The sequence below is a fragment of the Microcoleus sp. genome (genome assembly GCF_049646505.1).
In the GTDB taxonomy this organism is placed as follows: domain Bacteria; phylum Cyanobacteriota; class Cyanobacteriia; order Cyanobacteriales; family Microcoleaceae; genus Microcoleus.
On record NZ_JBARVX010000177.1, the window covers coordinates 1 to 18,121 of the forward strand.

At 45.5% G+C, this 18,121-nt stretch carries 23 protein-coding genes; 9 read left to right on the top strand and 14 right to left on the bottom strand.

Going from position 1 to position 18,121, the window contains the following annotated elements; translation table 11 throughout:
- Positions 1-1,152 (bottom strand): ribonuclease D (locus tag WBA89_RS09640; protein ID WP_424405984.1); only part of this gene is annotated, 1,152 nt, incomplete at its 3' end.
- A gap of 217 nt (positions 1,153-1,369) precedes the next feature.
- Between WBA89_RS09640 and WBA89_RS09645 the strand changes: the two genes are divergently transcribed.
- The gene (locus WBA89_RS09645) at positions 1,370-2,251 is read left to right on the top strand and encodes a Uma2 family endonuclease (protein ID WP_424405986.1); all 882 of its coding nucleotides are present in this window, start codon (positions 1,370-1,372) and stop codon (positions 2,249-2,251) included.
- A 182-nt stretch (positions 2,252-2,433) separates the two neighbouring features.
- On the opposite strand, the gene WBA89_RS09650 is transcribed toward WBA89_RS09645, so the two are convergent.
- A complete protein-coding gene (locus WBA89_RS09650; RefSeq protein ID WP_424405988.1) occupies positions 2,434-3,090 on the bottom strand; it encodes a Uma2 family endonuclease in 657 nt (218 codons plus the stop codon).
- 281 nt (positions 3,091-3,371) lie between these two features.
- A complete protein-coding gene (gene gyrA / locus WBA89_RS09655; RefSeq protein ID WP_424405990.1) occupies positions 3,372-6,089 on the bottom strand; it encodes a DNA gyrase subunit A in 2,718 nt (905 codons plus the stop codon).
- Positions 6,090-6,227: 138 nt separating this feature from the next.
- On the opposite strand from gyrA, the gene WBA89_RS09660 reads away from it, so the two are divergent.
- The gene (locus WBA89_RS09660; protein ID WP_424405992.1) at positions 6,228-6,515 is read left to right on the top strand and encodes a hypothetical protein; all 288 of its coding nucleotides are present in this window, start codon (positions 6,228-6,230) and stop codon (positions 6,513-6,515) included.
- A 107-nt stretch (positions 6,516-6,622) separates the two neighbouring features.
- Complete coding sequence (locus WBA89_RS09665) at positions 6,623-7,546, top strand: histone deacetylase family protein (RefSeq protein ID WP_424405994.1); 924 nt, start codon at positions 6,623-6,625, stop codon at positions 7,544-7,546.
- On the opposite strand, the gene WBA89_RS09670 is transcribed toward WBA89_RS09665, so the two are convergent.
- Positions 7,543-7,749 (bottom strand): hypothetical protein, encoded by a 207-nt coding sequence (locus WBA89_RS09670; RefSeq protein ID WP_424405996.1) that lies wholly within the window; start codon positions 7,747-7,749, stop codon positions 7,543-7,545. The genes WBA89_RS09665 and WBA89_RS09670 overlap by 4 nt on opposite strands.
- Before the next feature lie 261 nt (positions 7,750-8,010).
- On the opposite strand from WBA89_RS09670, the gene WBA89_RS09675 reads away from it, so the two are divergent.
- From WBA89_RS09675 to WBA89_RS09685, 3 genes are all read left to right on the top strand, one after another.
- On the top strand, positions 8,011-8,199 hold the full coding sequence (locus WBA89_RS09675; RefSeq protein WP_424405998.1) for a hypothetical protein: 189 nt from the start codon (positions 8,011-8,013) through the stop codon (positions 8,197-8,199).
- Positions 8,200-8,811: 612 nt separating this feature from the next.
- Positions 8,812-9,834 carry an ATP-binding cassette domain-containing protein gene (locus tag WBA89_RS09680; protein WP_424406000.1) on the top strand — a complete coding sequence of 341 codons (1,023 nt, stop codon included), beginning with the start codon at positions 8,812-8,814 and terminating at the stop codon, positions 9,832-9,834.
- Between the two features lie 223 nt (positions 9,835-10,057).
- The gene (locus WBA89_RS09685) at positions 10,058-10,393 is read left to right on the top strand and encodes a DUF433 domain-containing protein (RefSeq protein WP_424406002.1); all 336 of its coding nucleotides are present in this window, start codon (positions 10,058-10,060) and stop codon (positions 10,391-10,393) included.
- A gap of 307 nt (positions 10,394-10,700) precedes the next feature.
- Here WBA89_RS09685 and WBA89_RS09690 read toward each other — a convergent pair whose 3' ends face one another.
- On the bottom strand, positions 10,701-11,318 hold the full coding sequence (locus tag WBA89_RS09690; RefSeq protein WP_424406004.1) for a Uma2 family endonuclease: 618 nt from the start codon (positions 11,316-11,318) through the stop codon (positions 10,701-10,703).
- Between the two features lie 127 nt (positions 11,319-11,445).
- Positions 11,446-12,852 carry an NB-ARC domain-containing protein gene (locus WBA89_RS09695; protein ID WP_424406006.1) on the bottom strand — a complete coding sequence of 469 codons (1,407 nt, stop codon included), beginning with the start codon at positions 12,850-12,852 and terminating at the stop codon, positions 11,446-11,448.
- A gap of 233 nt (positions 12,853-13,085) precedes the next feature.
- On the opposite strand from WBA89_RS09695, the gene WBA89_RS09700 reads away from it, so the two are divergent.
- Together WBA89_RS09700 and WBA89_RS09705 are read left to right on the top strand one after the other, a co-directional pair.
- Positions 13,086-13,598 (top strand): DUF2273 domain-containing protein, encoded by a 513-nt coding sequence (locus tag WBA89_RS09700; RefSeq protein ID WP_194066889.1) that lies wholly within the window; start codon positions 13,086-13,088, stop codon positions 13,596-13,598.
- Between the two features lie 33 nt (positions 13,599-13,631).
- Positions 13,632-14,162 (top strand): hypothetical protein, encoded by a 531-nt coding sequence (locus tag WBA89_RS09705; protein WP_194066888.1) that lies wholly within the window; start codon positions 13,632-13,634, stop codon positions 14,160-14,162.
- Positions 14,163-14,252: 90 nt separating this feature from the next.
- Here WBA89_RS09705 and WBA89_RS09710 read toward each other — a convergent pair whose 3' ends face one another.
- From WBA89_RS09710 to WBA89_RS09745, 8 genes are all read right to left on the bottom strand, one after another.
- On the bottom strand, positions 14,253-14,615 hold the full coding sequence (locus tag WBA89_RS09710; protein ID WP_424406008.1) for a type II toxin-antitoxin system PemK/MazF family toxin: 363 nt from the start codon (positions 14,613-14,615) through the stop codon (positions 14,253-14,255).
- Entirely contained in the window at positions 14,605-15,084 is a 480-nt protein-coding gene (locus WBA89_RS09715) for a DUF433 domain-containing protein (RefSeq protein ID WP_424406010.1), read from the bottom strand. Before WBA89_RS09715 ends, WBA89_RS09710 begins: the two co-directional genes overlap by 11 nt.
- 262 nt (positions 15,085-15,346) lie before the next feature.
- The gene (locus tag WBA89_RS09720) at positions 15,347-15,547 is read right to left on the bottom strand and encodes a hypothetical protein (protein WP_194008029.1); all 201 of its coding nucleotides are present in this window, start codon (positions 15,545-15,547) and stop codon (positions 15,347-15,349) included.
- Positions 15,537-15,704, bottom strand: coding sequence for a hypothetical protein (locus tag WBA89_RS09725; protein WP_424406012.1), 168 nt, complete (start codon positions 15,702-15,704; stop codon positions 15,537-15,539). Before WBA89_RS09725 ends, WBA89_RS09720 begins: the two co-directional genes overlap by 11 nt.
- Before the next feature lie 103 nt (positions 15,705-15,807).
- A complete protein-coding gene (locus WBA89_RS09730; RefSeq protein ID WP_424406014.1) occupies positions 15,808-16,026 on the bottom strand; it encodes a type II toxin-antitoxin system HicA family toxin in 219 nt (72 codons plus the stop codon).
- On the bottom strand, positions 16,019-16,354 hold the full coding sequence (locus WBA89_RS09735; protein WP_424406016.1) for a type II toxin-antitoxin system HicB family antitoxin: 336 nt from the start codon (positions 16,352-16,354) through the stop codon (positions 16,019-16,021). Before WBA89_RS09735 ends, WBA89_RS09730 begins: the two co-directional genes overlap by 8 nt.
- A gap of 11 nt (positions 16,355-16,365) precedes the next feature.
- Positions 16,366-16,590 carry a hypothetical protein gene (locus WBA89_RS09740; RefSeq protein ID WP_424406018.1) on the bottom strand — a complete coding sequence of 75 codons (225 nt, stop codon included), beginning with the start codon at positions 16,588-16,590 and terminating at the stop codon, positions 16,366-16,368.
- Positions 16,591-16,671: 81 nt separating this feature from the next.
- Complete coding sequence (locus WBA89_RS09745; RefSeq protein ID WP_424406020.1) at positions 16,672-17,004, bottom strand: hypothetical protein; 333 nt, start codon at positions 17,002-17,004, stop codon at positions 16,672-16,674.
- A 147-nt stretch (positions 17,005-17,151) separates the two neighbouring features.
- Here WBA89_RS09745 and WBA89_RS09750 point away from each other — a divergent pair, with 147 nt between their 5' ends.
- Positions 17,152-18,039 (top strand): ABC transporter permease, encoded by an 888-nt coding sequence (locus WBA89_RS09750; protein ID WP_424406022.1) that lies wholly within the window; start codon positions 17,152-17,154, stop codon positions 18,037-18,039.
- The last annotated feature ends 82 nt before the right edge of the window (positions 18,040-18,121 follow it).

The window sequence follows — 18,121 nt, forward strand, 5'->3', positions numbered from 1 at the left end:
ATCTAACTCAACTCCCGCAGATTGCACCAGTTTAGCCAAGCTAGCAAAATCTACCTTCAAAATCGAAGAACTAGATAACTTAAACTCAGGAGTATTGCTCTTATTTTGCACCAACATTGCTTTTTTGATCCGCTCTTTTAGATGCTCAACTTCCGAATCCAACAACTTCCATTCCGGCAAAATTTCTTTGTACCTTTCCCCCAATGCTGTGAAATCCTCAGTCTCCGGTTGCGGCGCAATTTTCTTAGTAGATTTCCGCCGCTGCTGTAGGTTGGAATTCAACCGCCAACTAGCAATATCCTCAACTTCCAAAGATGGATCGGCGATGATTTCCCCTAACTGTTTTTGAATTTCTTTTGTCAGCGTCACCGGAAAATTTAACTCAATTCCCTCCGTTTGCGTCAGCCTAGCCAGCGTCATAAAATCAACTTTCATCGTTATCGAACTGGAAAGCTGAAAGTAAGAACTATCTTTGAGCTTTTGCGCCATCATCCCCGCTTTAAATCGTTCTTTGACTTCAGCAATTTCTGAATCTAGCGGCTTCCACCGAGATTCTATTTCCTGATATTTTTCTCCCAATGCTGTCAAGTTTTCTCTGGCGGGATCGGGGTAACACTGCTCAAGGATTTCTAGCAGGCGGCGGTACACTTTAGCTAAATAAACCGCGTCCATTTTGGCATATTCTAGCTGCTTCTGGGTCAGGGGACGCTTTGCCCAATCGCCGCTTTGTTCTGTTTTATCTACATAAGCAATGCCACAAAGTGTTTCTATTAAAGTTTTGAGTTGTCGATTAGGTAAGGGCAGAATGTAAGCTGGAATCTTTCTCGCCATTTTTAATGTGCAAGTGACATTTTGAGCGTCATCATTGCCTAGAAATCGGATGTCATAGCTGGCGTTGTGCAAGACTTTTTCAATATCTGGATTGACCATGATTTGGTTGATGAAATCTTTGGCCAATTCAGGTTTATCCAAGACATCTAGTAGAAAAGTACCATCTCCACTCGAATCTGTGGAGTCAGCTAACACCTGAATCAGAGATAATCTGGGGTTGGATTTATAGTCTGCTATTTCTGTGTCAACCCACAGTATTTTAGCTTGCGAAAATTGAGAAATGACTGCTTTGATGTCGTTTGCTGCTGTTAAATAAGGCATTTTTACAGACTTTTGCTATTAACTTTTTGATTATATTATGCTATAGCAATTATCCGCTCGTTTGTCAAGTATTTCTCTGCTTTTAGTCGCTAGAGCGAGAGTGCAGTCACTGCCCTACAAGTTGTTAACAGTTGACACAACATACCCAGATTGAGATAAAATGATCGCAGGACGATCGCTCAATCTGAATTTTGATTAAACCCCAGCCAAATCAGCCATGTCTGAGCAGATAACTCTTGACCCCAGTCAATACCCCGATACCACACAACTCGTACAAGAAGACGATACTCCGTTGGATAGTTTCATTAACGAAAAACAACAGCGACTGCTTACGGAAGTTCTCTCTGGATATGAGTTAAATGATGGTATTCCTTTCATTGTCGCAGCCAATGTGGGTATCTTCCGCACTGTTCGGCATCCGGCGATTGTTCCTGATATATTCCTCAGTTTAAATGTGACTGTTGCGGATAGTTGGGATCGGCGAGATGTTCGTTCCTATTTACTCTGGGAATTTGGTAAACCTCCCGAAATTGCGATCGAAATTGTTTCTCCGACTCCGGGGAATGAATTGGGTAGCAAATTTACTGATTATGCCCTAATGGGTGTAATGTATTATGTTGTTTACGATCCTCTTGGTGAATTGAGCGATCGCCCTTTACAGATTTTTCAATTACAAGGCGGGCGTTACGTACCGAAAACCGATACTTGGTTTCCCTTAGTCGATTTAGGTTTAACCCTCTGGCGTGGTGTCTTTGAAAGCGTCAGCGATACTTGGCTGAGATGGTGCGATGCTGAGGGTAATGTTATTCCTACTGTGGAGGAATTAGCCGCCAGACTCTCTCAAACTCAGTCACAGTTAACTGAATCTGAGGTACAGTTATCTCAAACTCAATTACAATTAACTGAGGCTCAAAATCAGACAAAACAAGCTTTACTGCAAGGGATTCAGTTAGGTTTACAGCTTAAGTTTGGAAATGCAGGGTTAGATATTTTTGGAGAAATTTCTGCCATTGACGATCTAAATTTGCTGCAAACTATAACTTCTAGCTTGTTAACAGTTGACGGTTTAGAAGACTTACGAAAAATTTATTTGTCATAACTTACCCAAAACATCTCGTGAAAGATCCTGATTCACGACTTATGCAGTAAACCTTAAGAAACTGGGTTTTTATACCAGAAACGATCGCAATAACGATACTTTTTTCTATAAAAACTCGGTTTCTGCATGATTGGGTTGAAAACTGCGAAAGGTCGATTCACGGGATAGCTACGCCGCGCGCACTATTGAGGATTCTCGCGAACTTCCTCTAAAAACCAGTTGCCTACTTCTGTATTGTCCGTCTGGCGACTGCGGCGCAAACCTTCCTCTAATAAAGCAACTTTTAGCCCCGGCAAAACTTGAGATTCCGTCAGACGTTCGCTTCCACGGTTAGCAATTATTTTGAAAGCAATAACTTGCGCTTTTTGTACGTCTACTACCCAATACTCAGACACTCCTAATTCTTCATAAATCATTCTTTTTGTTCCCAAATCGTCAACGAGAGAACTGTCGGCAATTTCAATTGCTAAATCTGGGCAAACTGCGCTATCTAAATTCACTACCGAACTGCCGCGAGGTGCCATTTGTACCCGGTCTCCGATGTAGTAAGAAGCATCAGGTTGAGCGCCTCTGACACCTGTTTTGGCGTAGCTACAGTTGACCAGCAGTCTCATTTTTATACCTTTAGCAATGCCAAATAAATTGATTAAGATGACGATAATTCCGTTGTCATCAGCATGATCGGCCCCGACTGCTGCCATTTCAATCCTCAACTGTCCGTTGTAGTAGTAGCATTTTGCTCGATCGTACTCCGGCTGTTTAATAATTTCTATATATTCATCCCAAGTCGCTGTAACCCAGGTATCAGTTAGTAGTTTGGTTTGGAGTTGACTCATCATTACCTCACCGGAAAAAATATTTGACTTTTGAGGGAAGATTTCATTGGTGTCAACCTAAGCCTAGAATACTTGAAAATTTTGCTTTTAGCGTAGTCTCGATCCCCCTAAATCCCCCTTAAGAAGGGGGACTTTGAGAATACTCTGTCCCCCCCTTTTTAAGGGGGAGTAGGGGGCAAGCTAAGGGGGGATCTGGCACCAATCGTCAGACAGCAGACTGGTACTACATCAGACCTTAAGTTGACACCAATGGTGCACCGCAGCGCACCCTACAAACTATTAATCTATGACTCCTCTGTCGCTTCCTCAGATGCCGATTCTTCGATCGACTCTTCACCCGAAGCCGGCACCAAAGCCACAGCTACAATCGAATCATCCTCATCCAACCGCTGCACCCGCACACCCGTTGCTGTGCGCGATTGAGTAGAAATTGCACTCACAGCCTGACGGATAATAATACCTCGGTTGGTAATAATCATCAACTCATCGCTGTCGTTGACAATTCGCAGCGCAGCCACGTAATCCTTAGCCTTTTTCGACTTGAATTTAGTAGCAGTCAATCCCTTGCCAGCGCGTCTTTGCAGGCGGAATTGAGAAACTGGAACCCGCTTGCCGTAGCCGTTGCTAGTGATTACCAACACCGAGGGAACTTCGCTGCTAACTGCGGGAAGTTCTTCGGCATCTTCGCCTTCAATTTCCTCGGCTTGCAGTTCTAATTCTTCCTCTTCAAATTCCACATCTTCAGTTTCCAGTTCAGCAATTTCTGCTCCTTCAAATTCCAATTCTCCCGTTTCTAGCAGAGCAATTTCTGCTCCTTCAAATTCCGATTCTCCCGTTACCAATTCAGCAATTTCGGCAATAATTGAACTCGGTAAAATGTCCATGCTGATCAGCTCATCGCCCGATCGCAATTTCATTGATTTTACACCCCGAGTCGCGCGGCCGACAGGGCGCAACTGTTCGTGATTCGTGCGGAAATGAATCGCCATACCTTGGCGCGTGCCGATGATGATGCTGTCGCCAACTTTTGCTCTCCGCACCCAGCGCAGTTGGTCGCCTTCTTCCAGAGAAATCGCGATCAAACCGTTAGTGCGGATGTTGCCAAAAGCAGAAAGTGCGGTTTTCTTGATGTAGCCGCCGCGAGTCAGCATCACCAAATATTCTTCGCTGGTAAATTCTGTCACTGACACCATAGAAGTGATTTTTTCTTCTATAGGAATCGGCAGCAGTTGCACCACGGGAGTGCCGCGAGCAGTCCGCGAACAGACAGGAATTTGATAAGCTTTGACAGAGTAAACTACGCCCCTGTCGCTGAAGAACAAAACGCTGTCGTGATCGCAACAAGAAAGGAAATGTTCTACTCCGTCATCTTCCTTCATTTTCGCGCCTGCTTTGCCGCGAGTTGCGCGACTTTGAGCCTCGAAAGTGCTGATCGGCATCCGCTTGATGTAGCCTTGTTCTGTGATCAGAATAATTGCTTGTTCGTTGGCAATTAAATCTCTTTCATCGATTTCTCCTTCGGCGTGTTCGATGACGCTGCGCCGGGGAGTGGCGATTTTGGTTTGGATTTCGACTGCTTCAAATTCGGCGATTTCTAAGATGCGTTCCCGGCGCGCTAAAATATCTTCCAAATCGGCGATTTTAGCTCGCAGTTCTTCGTGTTCTTGCTGAATTTTTTGCGCTTCCAAGGCTGTCAAGCGCCGTAGCTGCATTTGCAGAATTGCGTCAGATTGCTGTTCGGAAAGACCGTAATTATCGATCAATTCTTGTTTGGCTGCTGCGGAGTCGGCAGCGGCGCGAATTAGGTGAATAATTGCATCTAAGTTGTCTAGGGCAATTAATAACCCTTGCAGGAGATGGTCGCGTTCTTCTGCTTTGCGGAGTTCGTATTGAGTCCGGCGAGTAATTGTTTCAATGCGGAAGTCTAGGAAGACATTGAGGAATTGCGAGAGCGTCAGCAGTTGGGGTTCCCCATTTACTAGCGCTAACATATTGGCTCCAAAGTTTGATTGGAGCGGTGTTTGTTTGTAGAGGTTGTTGAGGACGACGCGGGGATAGGCATCGCGTTTGAGTTCGATTACGATCCGCATTCCGTCTCTGTCGCTTTCGTCGCGAATGTCGGAAATTCCGTCTAATCTTTTGTCGTTGACAAGTTCGGCAATTTTCTCAATTAGCGCTGCTTTGTTTGTTTGGTAAGGCAGTTCGGTGATAATAATTGCTTCTTTGTCGGGGCGGCCGGCGTGTTCGATGGTTTCAATGCCGGCGACTCCGCGCATGGTAATCGAACCGCGCCCGGTGGTGTAAGCATCGCGAATGCCGCCTCTGCCGAGAATTTGCCCTCCGGTGGGAAAGTCCGGGCCGGGAATGTACTGCATCAATTCCAGGTCGGTAATTCCTGGATTGTGGATTAGCGCTATTAAACCGTCAATTATTTCGCCCAAGTTGTGCGGCGGAATGTTGGTGGCCATCCCGACGGCAATCCCGGAGGAACCGTTGAGCAAAATTTGGGGGATGCGTGCGGGGAGCACGAGGGGTTCTTGTTGGGAACCGTCGAAGTTGTCGCCGAAATCTACTGTTTCCGAGTCGATGTCGCGCAGCATGGAGTCGCTAGTCAAAGCTGTGAGGCGACATTCGGTGTACCGCATGGCAGCGGGCGGGTCGTTGTCTACGGAGCCGAAGTTGCCGTGGCCGTTGATCAGGCGTTCCCGCATGGAGAAATCTTGAGCCATCCGCACCAGCGCATCGTAAACCGCTGTATCTCCGTGGGGGTGATACTTACCGAGCACCTCCCCGACGACGCGGGCGCATTTGCGGAATGGTCGATCGGGAGTCAAGCCCAATTCGTTCATGGCGTAGAGAATGCGTCGGTGAACGGGCTTGAGACCGTCCCTCGCATCTGGTAGCGCCCGACCGACTATTACGCTCATGGCGTATTCCAAGTACGATCGGGACATCTCACCACCGAGATCCGTCGGGATTATCCGCGACTCAGAGATACTCATAGGTTGAAAAACTCCGTTAAAACTTTAAATTTGACCGCTATAAATCTCAAAAATGCGATAAAATCGGTTTGGATTCAGTAGAGCTGCCAAATATTGCAAATTACTCCTAAAATTATATCACAATTTGCCTTGGAGTTTATGGAAAATTTGCCAGAAAAATTCGGCGACGAAACGAGGACAATTGATGATTTGGTAGTTGGTGATTTAGTCATCAATTTGCCGAAGCTAGAAAGGTTTTTTAAGGCGGTCTGGTTTCATGCTTTGGTGAGTTTTTTTGAGGGGTATCTAAAAATTTTAAATAAAGCATCGACCGGGCAAGGTTTAATGGGTGATATTCAAGAGTTCGCACGGGTTGTGTCGGCTTTTCGTTCTCTTGAATTGCTGGGACTCAAACAAAAAAAAATACAAAGATTCAGATGCTTCTAAATTAAAAGGGTTCCCAGAGCGCAATGAAAATTTCAAAAAGCTTTCTGCCGAATAGAAGCAAACAGACAATTCTTCAATTCTTCAATTCTTCAATCTAATATCTGCCGATGCTACCTGTCATCTACTCCGAAGATTTTTTGCTGCACAAGACTGGAATGCTTCACCCAGAGCGACCAGAACGTTTAACGGCGATCGCCAATGCTCTGTTAGCTGCTCCCTGGGCCGATCGCATTGAGTGGCAACTGCCTACGCCACTGGCGGATCGCGAACCGGAACTGCTGGCGGCGCTCAAAAAAGTTCACGCGCCCAGATACATCAAAGAAGTCGAACATTTGGCTCTTCAAGGAGGCGGCTACCTCGACGGCGATACGCCGATTTCTGCTGAAAGTTACGATGTAGCGCTGCTGGCGGCGAGTGCTTGGCTCGATGGGGTCGATCGAGTGCTGGCAGGAAACGCACCAGCTTTCGTGCTGGCCAGGCCGCCGGGACACCATGCCGAAAACGCCAGGGCGATGGGTTTTTGCTTGTTTTCCAATGCTGCGATCGCCGCTCACTACGCCCTGGAACAGCCGGGAGTCAACCGCGTAGCCGTTCTCGACTGGGACGTGCACCACGGTAACGGCACTCAATCCTTGGTGGAAAACAGCCGGCAAATTGCCTACTGTTCCCTGCACCAATCTCCGGGCTATCCGGGAACGGGAGATGCAGACGAAGACGGCAGCTACAACAACGTGCTGAATATTCCGCTGTATCCGGGTAGCGGCATCGCTGAATATCGGAGCGCTTTTGAATCTCTTGTGGTGCCGTTTTTGTCAAATTTTCAACCGGATTTGTTAATTGTCAGTGCAGGTTACGACGCTAATGCGTCCGATCCGCTGGCGAGCATGAATCTGGCCCCGTCAGATTTCGGTACTTTTACCGGATATTGCTTGCAAGTCACCCGCCGCATTGCTTTTGGTTTGGAGGGGGGTTACGCGCTCAAAGAATTGGCCGAGTCGGTGGTGGCAACTATTGACCGATGCCTCAATTAGTTGGAAAATTGACAGAGGCGAAAATGATGTTGAGAACGGATTAGTAAGGGATTGAGAGCAATGGCGGGTGGCGGAGTTTTGTCGATCGCCCGATCGGCCCTCTTCCCTCTCCCTTCTTCCTGATGACCTTGTACGGAAAGCTCGGAGGCGACAGCAAAACATGACTGATGACTAATGACTGATGACGGCAGGAGGGCGAGCACTCTTGGCACCGCCCCTACTGACTAATGACTAATGACTGATGACTAATGACTAATGACTAATGACTTCAACATCAGTGACAGGAATCACAAATTAAAAAGATCCGAGTCACTTTGCCTCAAAGTCTCGGTCACAGATTTTTAGCCTAAAAATCACACGGTGTCAATGTTTTCGATCGCCTAAATTGGCGCTCCCCCATAGCATAATATAAATACAACGAGCCGTGAAAATTTTATTTATCTCAATCAATTAGGAGGTTTATCATGTCAGTTTCCCACATGACACTCGAAGAATTATTTGGTCAGGTGATGTTTTCCAGCGTCGTGACTCGCCACGACCGGAGACAGCTCAGATCCGCGCTCTTAGAAAGAACGCTGAATGAAGATGAGTATGCCATCATCAACCGACTGCTGTACAACGTGCGCCGCGGTTGGGTAAAAATTATCGATTAAACCCGCGCCATCCAACTCCCGATCGGGAGTTAAAAGTAGAACTTGCCACTAGGGGAAGTTTTTCGCGTTTCAAAGTGGGTCTGACAGTTTGATGTATTTAAGATCGGCGTTAAATTATTAAAATCGCGATCGGCATCACCCTCTAGGTAGAGATAATTATAAAATAACAGGTTTTGGGTGCATCTCTACTTGTTGAAAAATAATGAGTTTTGAGTCGATCGCCCAAAAGTTAGAGTGACCTCAAAACTCATTATTTTTGCAAAAAATTCAATCGTATAAAAATAAACAAAACGCGGTATCCGATAAACAGGCCCCGGATTGAGCGTTGGTTGAGGGCGGGTACGAGATTATTGGTTTTAGGCTGTAGATGGTTGGCCGAACCCGCCCGTACAAGTTAAGGATCGCGAATTAAATAATTTACACATAATTGTGGGATGGGCGTCCCGCCCGTCCTGGACGGGCGGGACGCCCATCCCACAAGAACAATAAAAATGGTAAGTTATTTAATTCTCATTCCTAAATTTACAAGGAACTGGCATTGGTCGATCGACCATTCTGCAATTTGAACCCGAAAGTGTCAAAATATTAACAACCAGTTCATCCCCAAAATATATGGCTCCCGCCGTTTTAATTGAAAATCTTCAGAAACGCTACGGCACTGTAGAAGCCGTTAAAGATGTTTCCTTCAAGGTAGAACCGGGGGAAATATTTGGTTTGCTAGGCCCCAACGGTGCAGGCAAAACCACAACCCTGCGGGTACTTTGTACTTTAACATCGCCAGACAGCGGACGCATTGAAGTGTCTGGTATTTGCGCTGTCAACCAGCCGAGAATTGCTCGACAGAGACTAGGCTACGTGGCTCAAGAAGTGGCTCTCGATAAGGTGTTGACGGGCCGGGAACTCCTGCAACTGCAAGCAGCCCTTTACCATTTACCGCGCCACACGATTAAAGGGCGGATTGACGAAATGGTGAAACTCCTGGGTTTGGAGGAGTGGGAAAATAAAAAGACTGGTACTTATTCCGGCGGTATCCGCAAGCGCCTCGACTTGGTGGCTGGATTGCTGCACCAGCCGGATGTTTTGGTGTTAGACGAACCGACTGTGGGGCTCGATATTGAAAGTCGGGTTGTGGTGTGGGATTTCCTGCGGCGCTTGCGGGAGGAAGGTACTACGGTTTTGATTACGAGTCATTATCTCGAAGAAGTGGATGCTTTGGCCGATCGCGTGGCGATTATTGACAAGGGTACGGTAATTGCACAGGGTACGCCGGAGGAGTTGAAAAATCGGGTTGGGGGCGATCGGGTGACTCTGCGGATTCGGGAGTTTTCGCCACTGGAAGAAGCCCAAAAAGCCCAAGCTTTAATGCAATCTCTGCCTTTTGTACAGGAAGTAATTATCAACAGCGCCCAAGGAAATTCTCTCAATTTGGTAGTGAGTGCCCAAAGTGACGCGCTGGTGAGCATTCAGCAAGCATTGAAAGATGCGGGATTGCCTGCGTTTGGGATTGCTCAATCTCGGCCGAGTTTGGATGATGTGTATTTGGCCGCGACTGGTAAAACTTTGTTGGATGCGGAGTTGGCGGCTGCTAGCAACCGCGATTTGAAGGCGGAACAAAAGGCGGCGATGCGATCGTAGTCATTAGTCATTAGTCATTAGTCATTAGTCATTAGATTTAGTGTAGGGGCGAAGCATTCCGGCAAATAATTTATGGTTTTTTGCGGGGTCAGAAACCCGGTTTCTTCACAGATTTCTCGTCGCCCAACCAGATTTTCCTAAGAAACCGGGTTTCTTTGCCCTTAGTCCTATTTAAGATGATTCGGCGGTTGAATACGATCGTAATTTTGGGGGATATTAATAAATGAATCTTGTTTTAGAAGTTGAAGCGCCTCCTTTCCGAGAAGATGCGACAGGAGCTATTCGGGTGGGAAACTCAAGAGTTTTGCTGGAATTGGTGATTCGAGCTTTTCAGGATGGTGTGCCGCCGGAATCTATTGTGCAGCGTTATTCAACTCTGTCATTATCGGATGTGTATAGTGCGATCGGGTATTATCTCCGACACCAAGAAGCAGTAGAAGTTTATCTCAATTATCGCGAGCAATTAGCAGATTCAGTCCGTCAGCGTTTGTCTAGCATTCAACCGGATCTGGGCGTTGTGCGATCGCGCTTGTTAGCCCCAAAAAATCTTGAGGGTTAACTATTTTGGCGGTTATGTTGATTTAATCAAATTTGATATTATTGATAGGGACACAACAATGCTTGTTGATGTCAATTTAAGACTAAAACCCTCTGTATTTCTCACGGGTAGCTTAGTCTCGATCCCCCTACATCCCCCTTAAGAAGGGGGACTTTGAATACTCTTGTCCCACCCCCTACTCCCCTTTTTAAGGCAGGTTAGGGGGGATCGAAGGGCTAATAGTCAGATGATATACTCATACTACTTTTGAAGTTAAGTTTAAACCAATCAGCAATGCTGTGTCCTTATCTTTTCCCCAGATTTGATATCATACATCTAACACTTGCTCTGCTGTCAGGGCTAATTCTGGGAAAGTTCGAGATATAATTCGCTCAGTGCCTCGGTAAGCAGTCATTTGATAAACCCCATTTTCATCAAGTAGATAAACAAAAACAGTCGGTTCTTTCGGGTTTCCCAAATAGTTTCTGCTTCCCAAAGCTAAATAATCGACAATCCAATATTCAGGAATTCCCAGCCGCTGATATTCATCCAGCTTGTCGATACAATCATCTTCCCAATTTGTCGAGACAACTTCTACCACTAATTGTGGGGGTTCAGTTAGTGCTGAGTAAGCGAATGGCTGCGATTCCCAGAGGGTTTTGTCTACTACAGTAAGATCGGGATGGCGGCCTTGTTCTTGACCATTTGGGCTGAAAGTCCTGACTACAATTCTGCCAGATACCCTGTAATTCAGGTTGAGGCGTTTCACCTCGTCTTGGAAAGTATTTTCAATAAAATCAGCTACATTTTCGTGCAGTCTGATTGTTGGTAATATTTTAACAATTTCTCCATTAACAAGTTCATAGCGTCCGTCTTCATCTGGAAGTTGCTTGATGAATCGATCGAAAGTGAGCATTTGTTTAGGTTGGGTTTGAGTTGCGGTCATATTTGGCTCTCATTTAGCTAGATATTTAATACCAAATCCGGGTTAAATATCCCTTATTTATTAGTCCGCGAAGGCGGACTTCGTTTGTGTAGTAGCGGTTTCAACCGCCAATTAATCAAGGTGGTATCTATTCTGCAACCATTTTAACATACTGTTTTAACACAGGTGGAATCGTGAAAACGGTTTCAGCTTCGCAGCTCAATTTTGCAATTATTCCCCGTCTGTCTAAAGATTGAATTCCTTTAAGTAATTCGCGTTGTGACCCTTGACATTTTGCCATCAATTGGGTAAGCAAAACAGGTTCACTTTCATTGCTGATTAGGCCGATCGCCTGTTTTTCTATTTCCGACAACCGCTGATAGTGCTGCTGCAATATCGGTGTCAATTCGTCACCTAAAAATACTGGTTGATAGCTTAAATATTGAGAAACTCTACCGCCAAATAAGTTGTTAATGGTTTGAGCGACTAATTTTAACCACAGGGGATTACCTTGATAAAGCTCAATCAATTCTGGCCATGTTTCTTCATCCAACAAACCCTTTTCTCTCAGGATTTCTGTGGCGGCTTCACCTAAACCTGTTAACGGCGGCAATAAACATACTGCTGAATTATCGTCGGTGAAGGTGAGAATGTCTGAGGGAGGTTCCCAACTATTGAGGATTAAGCAGCTATTGTGGGGAATTTCGCCGATGAGTTTAAATAGGGTTCCGTAGTTTTCATATCCGGGTTTATAATTTCCTGCAAGTTGCCCGCTGCTGAGAATTTGCTGCACGTCATCAAGTACGATGAGACAGCGATTTTCGCGCAATGTTTCTATTAGAATTGACAATTGAGTGTCGGTGTTGGCGGGTATGTTAATTTCTGGTTGATTTGAGAGAAATTGAATGAGGGTTTTGAGGGTGGTTTCGAGGGGTGGGGAGGTGCGGAGACTGCGCCAGATGATGCGATCGAATTGAGATTGAATTTGGGGGATGAGGTTACGGGCGATCGCGCTTTTGCCGGTGCCTGTCATGCCCGTGATGGTGAGGAGGCGGCAGTTTTGGCGGGCGATCGCATTTTCGAGGGCGGTGAGGGGTGAGTTGGGGTAGTTGTAGAAGGTTTTGAGCTCCGGTGCGTCTCTTAAATCGAGTCGCAGTTTTGGTTGGGTGTCGTCTTCAGTTGAGGTTTGTGTTGGGGGTGAGTTTTGGGGAGTTGTTGGAGGGTGTGGCGTTTCTGTGCAAACGTTTATATTCCCTTTGTGGACAAGGTTAAAATAACCAGAATTTGAAATTTTAGAAAATTCATACCTCTCCATTGTGGAGCGCAAATTTGATTTCATTACATCTTCATCTAATATTTCTGAAAGAGTTTGCCATAACTTTGAGGCAACATTTCTGACATGGCGTTCAGTACAATGAACCTCTTTGGAAATTTCGGAGTATCTTTTACCTTGCCAAGTTCCCCGTACTACTGCCTGTTGCAGATCGTCTAGGTGTTTGCCGATCTTAGTGAACACCAAGCCATCCGCAAACTTTAAGAGTTCTTGAACATCCATTGATTGGGTAGGTGTAGGAGGTTTTATCTATTCTATCAGACTTTTTCTGACTTTTTCTGACTAAGGAGGGCAAAATATGACTTTGAACCGCTAGCTAATTTTATCAACTACTGGCAATTTGTGACATTATCCTACTTTACACTACATAAAAATTAACTTAAAATTAAATTAGGGGCTTTGAGACTCGTGAAATGTTCGGAAAAATTTTGTAATTTACAATAGGATAAAAAATCATGTCTAGTGCATTATCCCTACCTCAAGCTAATTTAAAAATGGCTCTCTGGCAAGTCGATGCTGATGCAATGAGTAGCAGCGACTTGTATGTGTGGTTAAATGATACCGGCTTGCCGCATGAAGTCTCGATCCGGCTGCATGAACTTGCCACATACACGAAAAAAGCTGGTAACAAAGTTTTACTCATCGGCAAAATTCTCCTCATTAAAATCATAGAATTTGTCAAAGCACATCCTAATTTAGCGATCGGGGCTGCTGTTGGCGTCGTTGTAGGAATTTTGGCAAATTCGATACCATTTGTCGGCCCCTTATTAGCACCTTTGGCAACAGTGCTGGGTATCCCAATTGGTGCAATAGCCGGCCACCGACTCGATCAACGCGCCCAAGGCAAAGAGGTATCTGATGATGGAATTATTGGAATTGCTCAAAGCATTATTGAGATTGCCAAAGCATTTTTTCAACTGCTGATAGACGTTTTCAATACGATTTTCCGCAACGTCATCACTGCTTAACTGCCAAAATTAGCAAAAAAATTGAGGTCGAATATGTCGGCAAATAAAACACCAACCAAAGAGCAAATTCTGAAGTCAATAGAGCAACTGGAAAAAAACCCACATGATAAATTAGGGATTTTAGCAGATATTGGCATTGGTGTGGTGGGGGCTGCCGGTGCTGGTGCGGCGGTGGCAGCTTTCGGTGGTGTACCAGTTCTATTGGGGTTGTGGGTCGTTGCACCTCCCGTAGGATTAGTTGTTGGCGGTGCAGCTTTAGGTGCTGCTGCTCTTGTAGGGGTAAAACGAATGTTATTTGATGGCACTTCTGACCAGGGAAAAAAAGCAGAAATACTTAAAAACTTAAAAGAACAGCTAAGAGATATTGAAGCCAAAGAAAAAGCCTCTAACCTGCAAGACAGCGATAAAACTAAATTTATTGTTTCGTTGAAAGAACCCGTCAGGCTCAATTTAATTAGCCCGAAAGACGCTCAGGATTTAATTAGGGCCGTAGAAAGCGGTCAAATGACAATCAAAGAGGCAATTACAATGGTTAAGGATGTGGTTGAAGCTGCTAAACCATAGTTGCCTTCTGACTCCGTAACCTGGGAATGCTAAGTTGTAAGTCAGCGATCGCCCTTCCTTGAGTCAAGTGCGATCGCTCTTGATAAGTAACTATTGATACTCTACTACAGCGGCGATCGCCCTGGCAATTTCCTCCATATCAGTAGTCGTAAGTTCTCCGATTTTACGAATGAATCTTTGTACATCCATACCCCGCAATTGCAACACATCCACTGCGGAAACTTTCGTTAAACCATTAGCAATATCTGGGTCAATCTTAACGTGCCAGATATTGCCAGCATAATATTCTTTCCAATCTGTGATCGGTGCAGCCAATTTCAGTGGTAATTTACCAACACTATCAGAACTTACCACTACAGCGGGACGGATTTTTTTGATTTCTGCTCCCACTGTTGGGTCAAAATTAGCCAACCAAATATCACCCCGTTTAGGAGAAGGAGAGTTAGTAGTCAATTAAATCTCCTGCTTCTAATTCTTGCCATTCTCTATCTTCCTGGTAATGTTGCAACATTACCTCAGCTTGTCTTTCTAAAATATTTCGTCTCTCTTCAAGCGGCAATTGCATAAATTCTCGGCGACTGGGATAGTTTGCTAGTGTTGGTATTTCTAAAGCTATATCGCTCGACTGCTTTTGAATCTGACCCTCGGCATTCAATGCTTCTATTCGAGATCCTTCTGCTTCTTCCGCTGCAATGTCAGCATCAATTTCCTCTCGGTTAGCATGATAATAAGTCAAAGCTGCATAAACTTGGGTGAGAGTTAAATGCCCGATGCGATCGCCAATTTCTTCCGCATTCAAACCTTGCTTGTACCAAATAGCAATGCGCCGGACTGTAACACCCGTCCCGGCAATAATTGGACAGCCACCGTGTATGTCAGGATTGCGGCTAATTAAAGTGCCAATATCGGTGATAGTTGACAAAATTTTTTCCTCCCTATTCCGATCGCTCTTTTATCTAGGATAACACTGTCACAGCAAGTGCGATCGCCCTTATTTTCCTGAAGCCCGATCGCCCTTATCCCATCCCCATTAACTCTCTTTCATATGCGATCGCTAAAAAGTGAGCTCGCCCTTATTCCCAAAAGTGCGATCGCCCTTTCTATGCTCATACTCTTGATTCGGCGGCGGGAATAACTTCAATCAGTCCCGTATGAAAAGCTGTATCGTAGGTCAATGAGATAGCTTATTCCCATTGTTCGAGTTCCTCGAATGGTAGGGGCTCAAAAAAAGTATCACCGAGTTTTCCTGTCAGTAAACCAGGCGTGCGAGGCTGTGGCTGTTCTCGTCCTAATCCGAGGCGAAAGTAGTGAATCAAGTCATAGATTTCTGCAAGTTTGTCTTCGGGAATGTCTTGTAGTTCTTGAACGATCTTCTCAATTAGCATAAATCAAACACTCCGATAGTTGCTGGTTATTTGATTTGAGAATATATTCTCGCAGGTGTTGAACAACTCTATCTTGCAGAGTTTCTGGCAAAGATTCCATCATTTTGACCAAAGTTGCGATCCTCTTCGAGGGCTTCGGTAACGCCCTTGATGACATAGCTTTATCCTCCATTGTTTAGCCGAACTATCCCGAAGGGTAGGGAATCGCCCTTTCAATATATCTAAAGATTGCTCAAAAAATCTTCAACAGAAATTCCAGCCTAATTTAAAATACTTTTGAGGGTTCCAACTGCCAAAGTTTTCCGCTGCACTGGTACTACACAACCAACCTCGATCGCACCTTGAGGATTCGACTCATCATCGATCGGTAGTTGTTTCTTCAAAATAGCATGACTGCCTCGCTGCCGTACTTGAATAAAGCCTAAGCGTTCCCAAGCCCGGATGGCTTCCGCACTGCTAACTCGTGGTAGTTTAGGCACTTAATACCTCAAATGTAGTTAGCAGACGGGGGGAAGTTTTAGGCAGAGGGAATTTTTCTAAATAAAGTTCCGTTGCTTCTTTGAGATTGCCGATCGCCTCTTCTATCGTTTCTCCTTGGCTAGCCGTTCCCACTTCAGGACACTCGGCTACATAAACATCCTCTTCCCAATAAACAATTGCCGTGAAAGTACAAGACATTTTTTTGCCAAATTCTCCATACTCAATGTAGCATATCCAGCACCGTTTTTCAGTCGCGATCGCGCTTCCCATCCCCCGATAGCAAAAAAGTGCGTGAAGCGGATATATCCCGAAGGAAATCGCTCTCATTAATTTCTTACCTATTGATACAAACCGTCTGAAGATTCTGCTATTTTAGGTAGACTACCATCCTTAATAGCTTTCATCAAATCTTCTCGCAGTGCTTCTAAAAAATAGCGATCGTTGCCGATATCTGATGCTTCATCCTCATCCAATTCTTCATCCTGCAAACGTTCTCGGTATGCCTCGCTCTGAAACTCAAGAGCTTCAATAATAAATTGTACATCCTTAAAAGATAGAATCATCTGAACTCCATTTTAAATCTTTACACTTACTTGCCACAATGCTAACCCACTCTGTGTCAAAGCTGCTAAAGCTGAAAATTGTTAACTCACTTTGTAGAAAGATGCACTTATCAGTCGAAGAGACTCCTTGTATTCCTGTATCGGCATAATATAACTCGGTTTCCACAACCAATGATCGTTGTGGTCATTAACTAAATCAAGCGCGGCAGGACTTTCATTCTCCACATCTAACTTCCACCAGTTTTTGTCGCTTCTTTGAGTAGCAAATGTCGAAATTCCACCTCCTAAAGTAGGATCTACCCAGATGCGACCATTTTCTTCATAAGTAGCAACATCTTTGTTCGATCGCACATTATCCATTCTAGGTGAATTAGCATTGCCTTGCCGATATAGAGCGATCGGTGTTTCTGCCATGTCTGGATCGAAGATTCCCAGCTATGTAGAATTTATCATAATGACTATACAACCTAATCTGCTGGTTTGTGGCGATCGCCCCCCAACCACACCAATACCTCCAGACTTGCTACCCTAAAGATAGTTAGATTTAATCAACAAGCAATTATGAGCGGTACTGTTACATCCCCCAACGTCAACCAGCAGCGGCCACTCGCCACCCCATCCGCTGACACTTCGAGTTCCCTGCTGGGCGACTTCATCCAAGAAACCCTCGCCTTAACCAAGCGCCTGTTTATTCAATTGCAGCGCCGCCCCTCGACGCTAGTTGCAGGAATTATTCAGCCGCTGATGTGGTTGGTTTTGTTCGGCGCGCTGTTTGAAAATGCACCCGCCGGCTTGTTCGGCGAAAGCCAAAATTACGGACAATTTCTCGGTGCCGGTGTCATCGTTTTTACTGCATTTGCCGGGGCGCTGAATGCCGGTTTGCCGATCATGTTCGATCGCGAATTCGGATTTCTCAACCGCCTGTTAGTCGCGCCCCTAGCTTCCAGATTCTCGATCGTCCTAGCTTCCGCTATTTTCATCGTCACCCTCAGCTTCATTCAAACCGGCGCAATCGTTACAGCGGGCGCGTTTTTGGGCGCGGGATTCCCCGGACTTGCCGGACTGGGGGCGATCGCCCTAATAGTCCTGCTGTTAGTTTTGGGAGTCACCGGCATCAGTCTCGGTTTAGCCTTCGCCCTCCCCGGTCACGTAGAATTAATCGCAGTTATTTTTGTTACCAACTTGCCCCTATTATTTGCCAGCACCGCCCTCGCGCCGCTGTCGTTTATGCCAGAGTGGCTGCAAGTTGTAGTGACTCTCAATCCTCTGAGTTACGCGATCGAACCCATCCGCTATTTGTACCTGCACAGCGATTGGTCGCTAGCCAGTGTCGTGATGCAGGCTCCTTGGGGTAATGTTACCTTTGGAGGAGCATTGTTAGTCTTGCTAGCCTTTGATTTGGTAGCGCTGCTGAGCATTCAACCGCTGCTGCGCCGCCGGTTTGCTTAGGGCGATCGATTTTTGTGGGGTGGGCTTCTAGCCCGCCCTTGACTAGCTCTTGAGTGGTACAATATTTAGCCACAAGTCAGCA

Excerpts from the sequence above, each read along its gene's own strand:
- gyrA (WP_424405990.1), bottom strand. The coding sequence starts at position 6,089 with ATGAGTATCTCTGAGTCGCGGATAATCCCGACGGATCTCGGTGGTGAG.
- WBA89_RS09700 (WP_194066889.1), top strand. The coding sequence starts at position 13,086 with ATGTCTAGTGCATTATCCCTACCTCAAGCTAATTTAAAAATGGCTCTC.
- WBA89_RS09705 (WP_194066888.1), top strand. The coding sequence starts at position 13,632 with ATGTCGGCAAATAAAACACCAACCAAAGAGCAAATTCTGAAGTCAATA.
- WBA89_RS09680 (WP_424406000.1), top strand. The coding sequence starts at position 8,812 with ATGGCTCCCGCCGTTTTAATTGAAAATCTTCAGAAACGCTACGGCACT.
- WBA89_RS09645 (WP_424405986.1), top strand. The coding sequence starts at position 1,370 with ATGTCTGAGCAGATAACTCTTGACCCCAGTCAATACCCCGATACCACA.
- WBA89_RS09650 (WP_424405988.1), bottom strand. The coding sequence starts at position 3,090 with ATGATGAGTCAACTCCAAACCAAACTACTAACTGATACCTGGGTTACA.
- WBA89_RS09660 (WP_424405992.1), top strand. The coding sequence starts at position 6,228 with ATGGAAAATTTGCCAGAAAAATTCGGCGACGAAACGAGGACAATTGAT.
- WBA89_RS09690 (WP_424406004.1), bottom strand. The coding sequence starts at position 11,318 with ATGACCGCAACTCAAACCCAACCTAAACAAATGCTCACTTTCGATCGA.
- WBA89_RS09720 (WP_194008029.1), bottom strand. The coding sequence starts at position 15,547 with ATGCTAATTGAGAAGATCGTTCAAGAACTACAAGACATTCCCGAAGAC.
- WBA89_RS09695 (WP_424406006.1), bottom strand. The coding sequence starts at position 12,852 with ATGGATGTTCAAGAACTCTTAAAGTTTGCGGATGGCTTGGTGTTCACT.
- WBA89_RS09740 (WP_424406018.1), bottom strand. The coding sequence starts at position 16,590 with ATGATTCTATCTTTTAAGGATGTACAATTTATTATTGAAGCTCTTGAG.
- WBA89_RS09685 (WP_424406002.1), top strand. The coding sequence starts at position 10,058 with ATGAATCTTGTTTTAGAAGTTGAAGCGCCTCCTTTCCGAGAAGATGCG.
- WBA89_RS09665 (WP_424405994.1), top strand. The coding sequence starts at position 6,623 with ATGCTACCTGTCATCTACTCCGAAGATTTTTTGCTGCACAAGACTGGA.
- WBA89_RS09725 (WP_424406012.1), bottom strand. The coding sequence starts at position 15,704 with ATGTCATCAAGGGCGTTACCGAAGCCCTCGAAGAGGATCGCAACTTTG.
- WBA89_RS09745 (WP_424406020.1), bottom strand. The coding sequence starts at position 17,004 with ATGGCAGAAACACCGATCGCTCTATATCGGCAAGGCAATGCTAATTCA.
- WBA89_RS09675 (WP_424405998.1), top strand. The coding sequence starts at position 8,011 with ATGTCAGTTTCCCACATGACACTCGAAGAATTATTTGGTCAGGTGATG.
- WBA89_RS09750 (WP_424406022.1), top strand. The coding sequence starts at position 17,152 with ATGAGCGGTACTGTTACATCCCCCAACGTCAACCAGCAGCGGCCACTC.
- WBA89_RS09735 (WP_424406016.1), bottom strand. The coding sequence starts at position 16,354 with ATGAGAGCGATTTCCTTCGGGATATATCCGCTTCACGCACTTTTTTGC.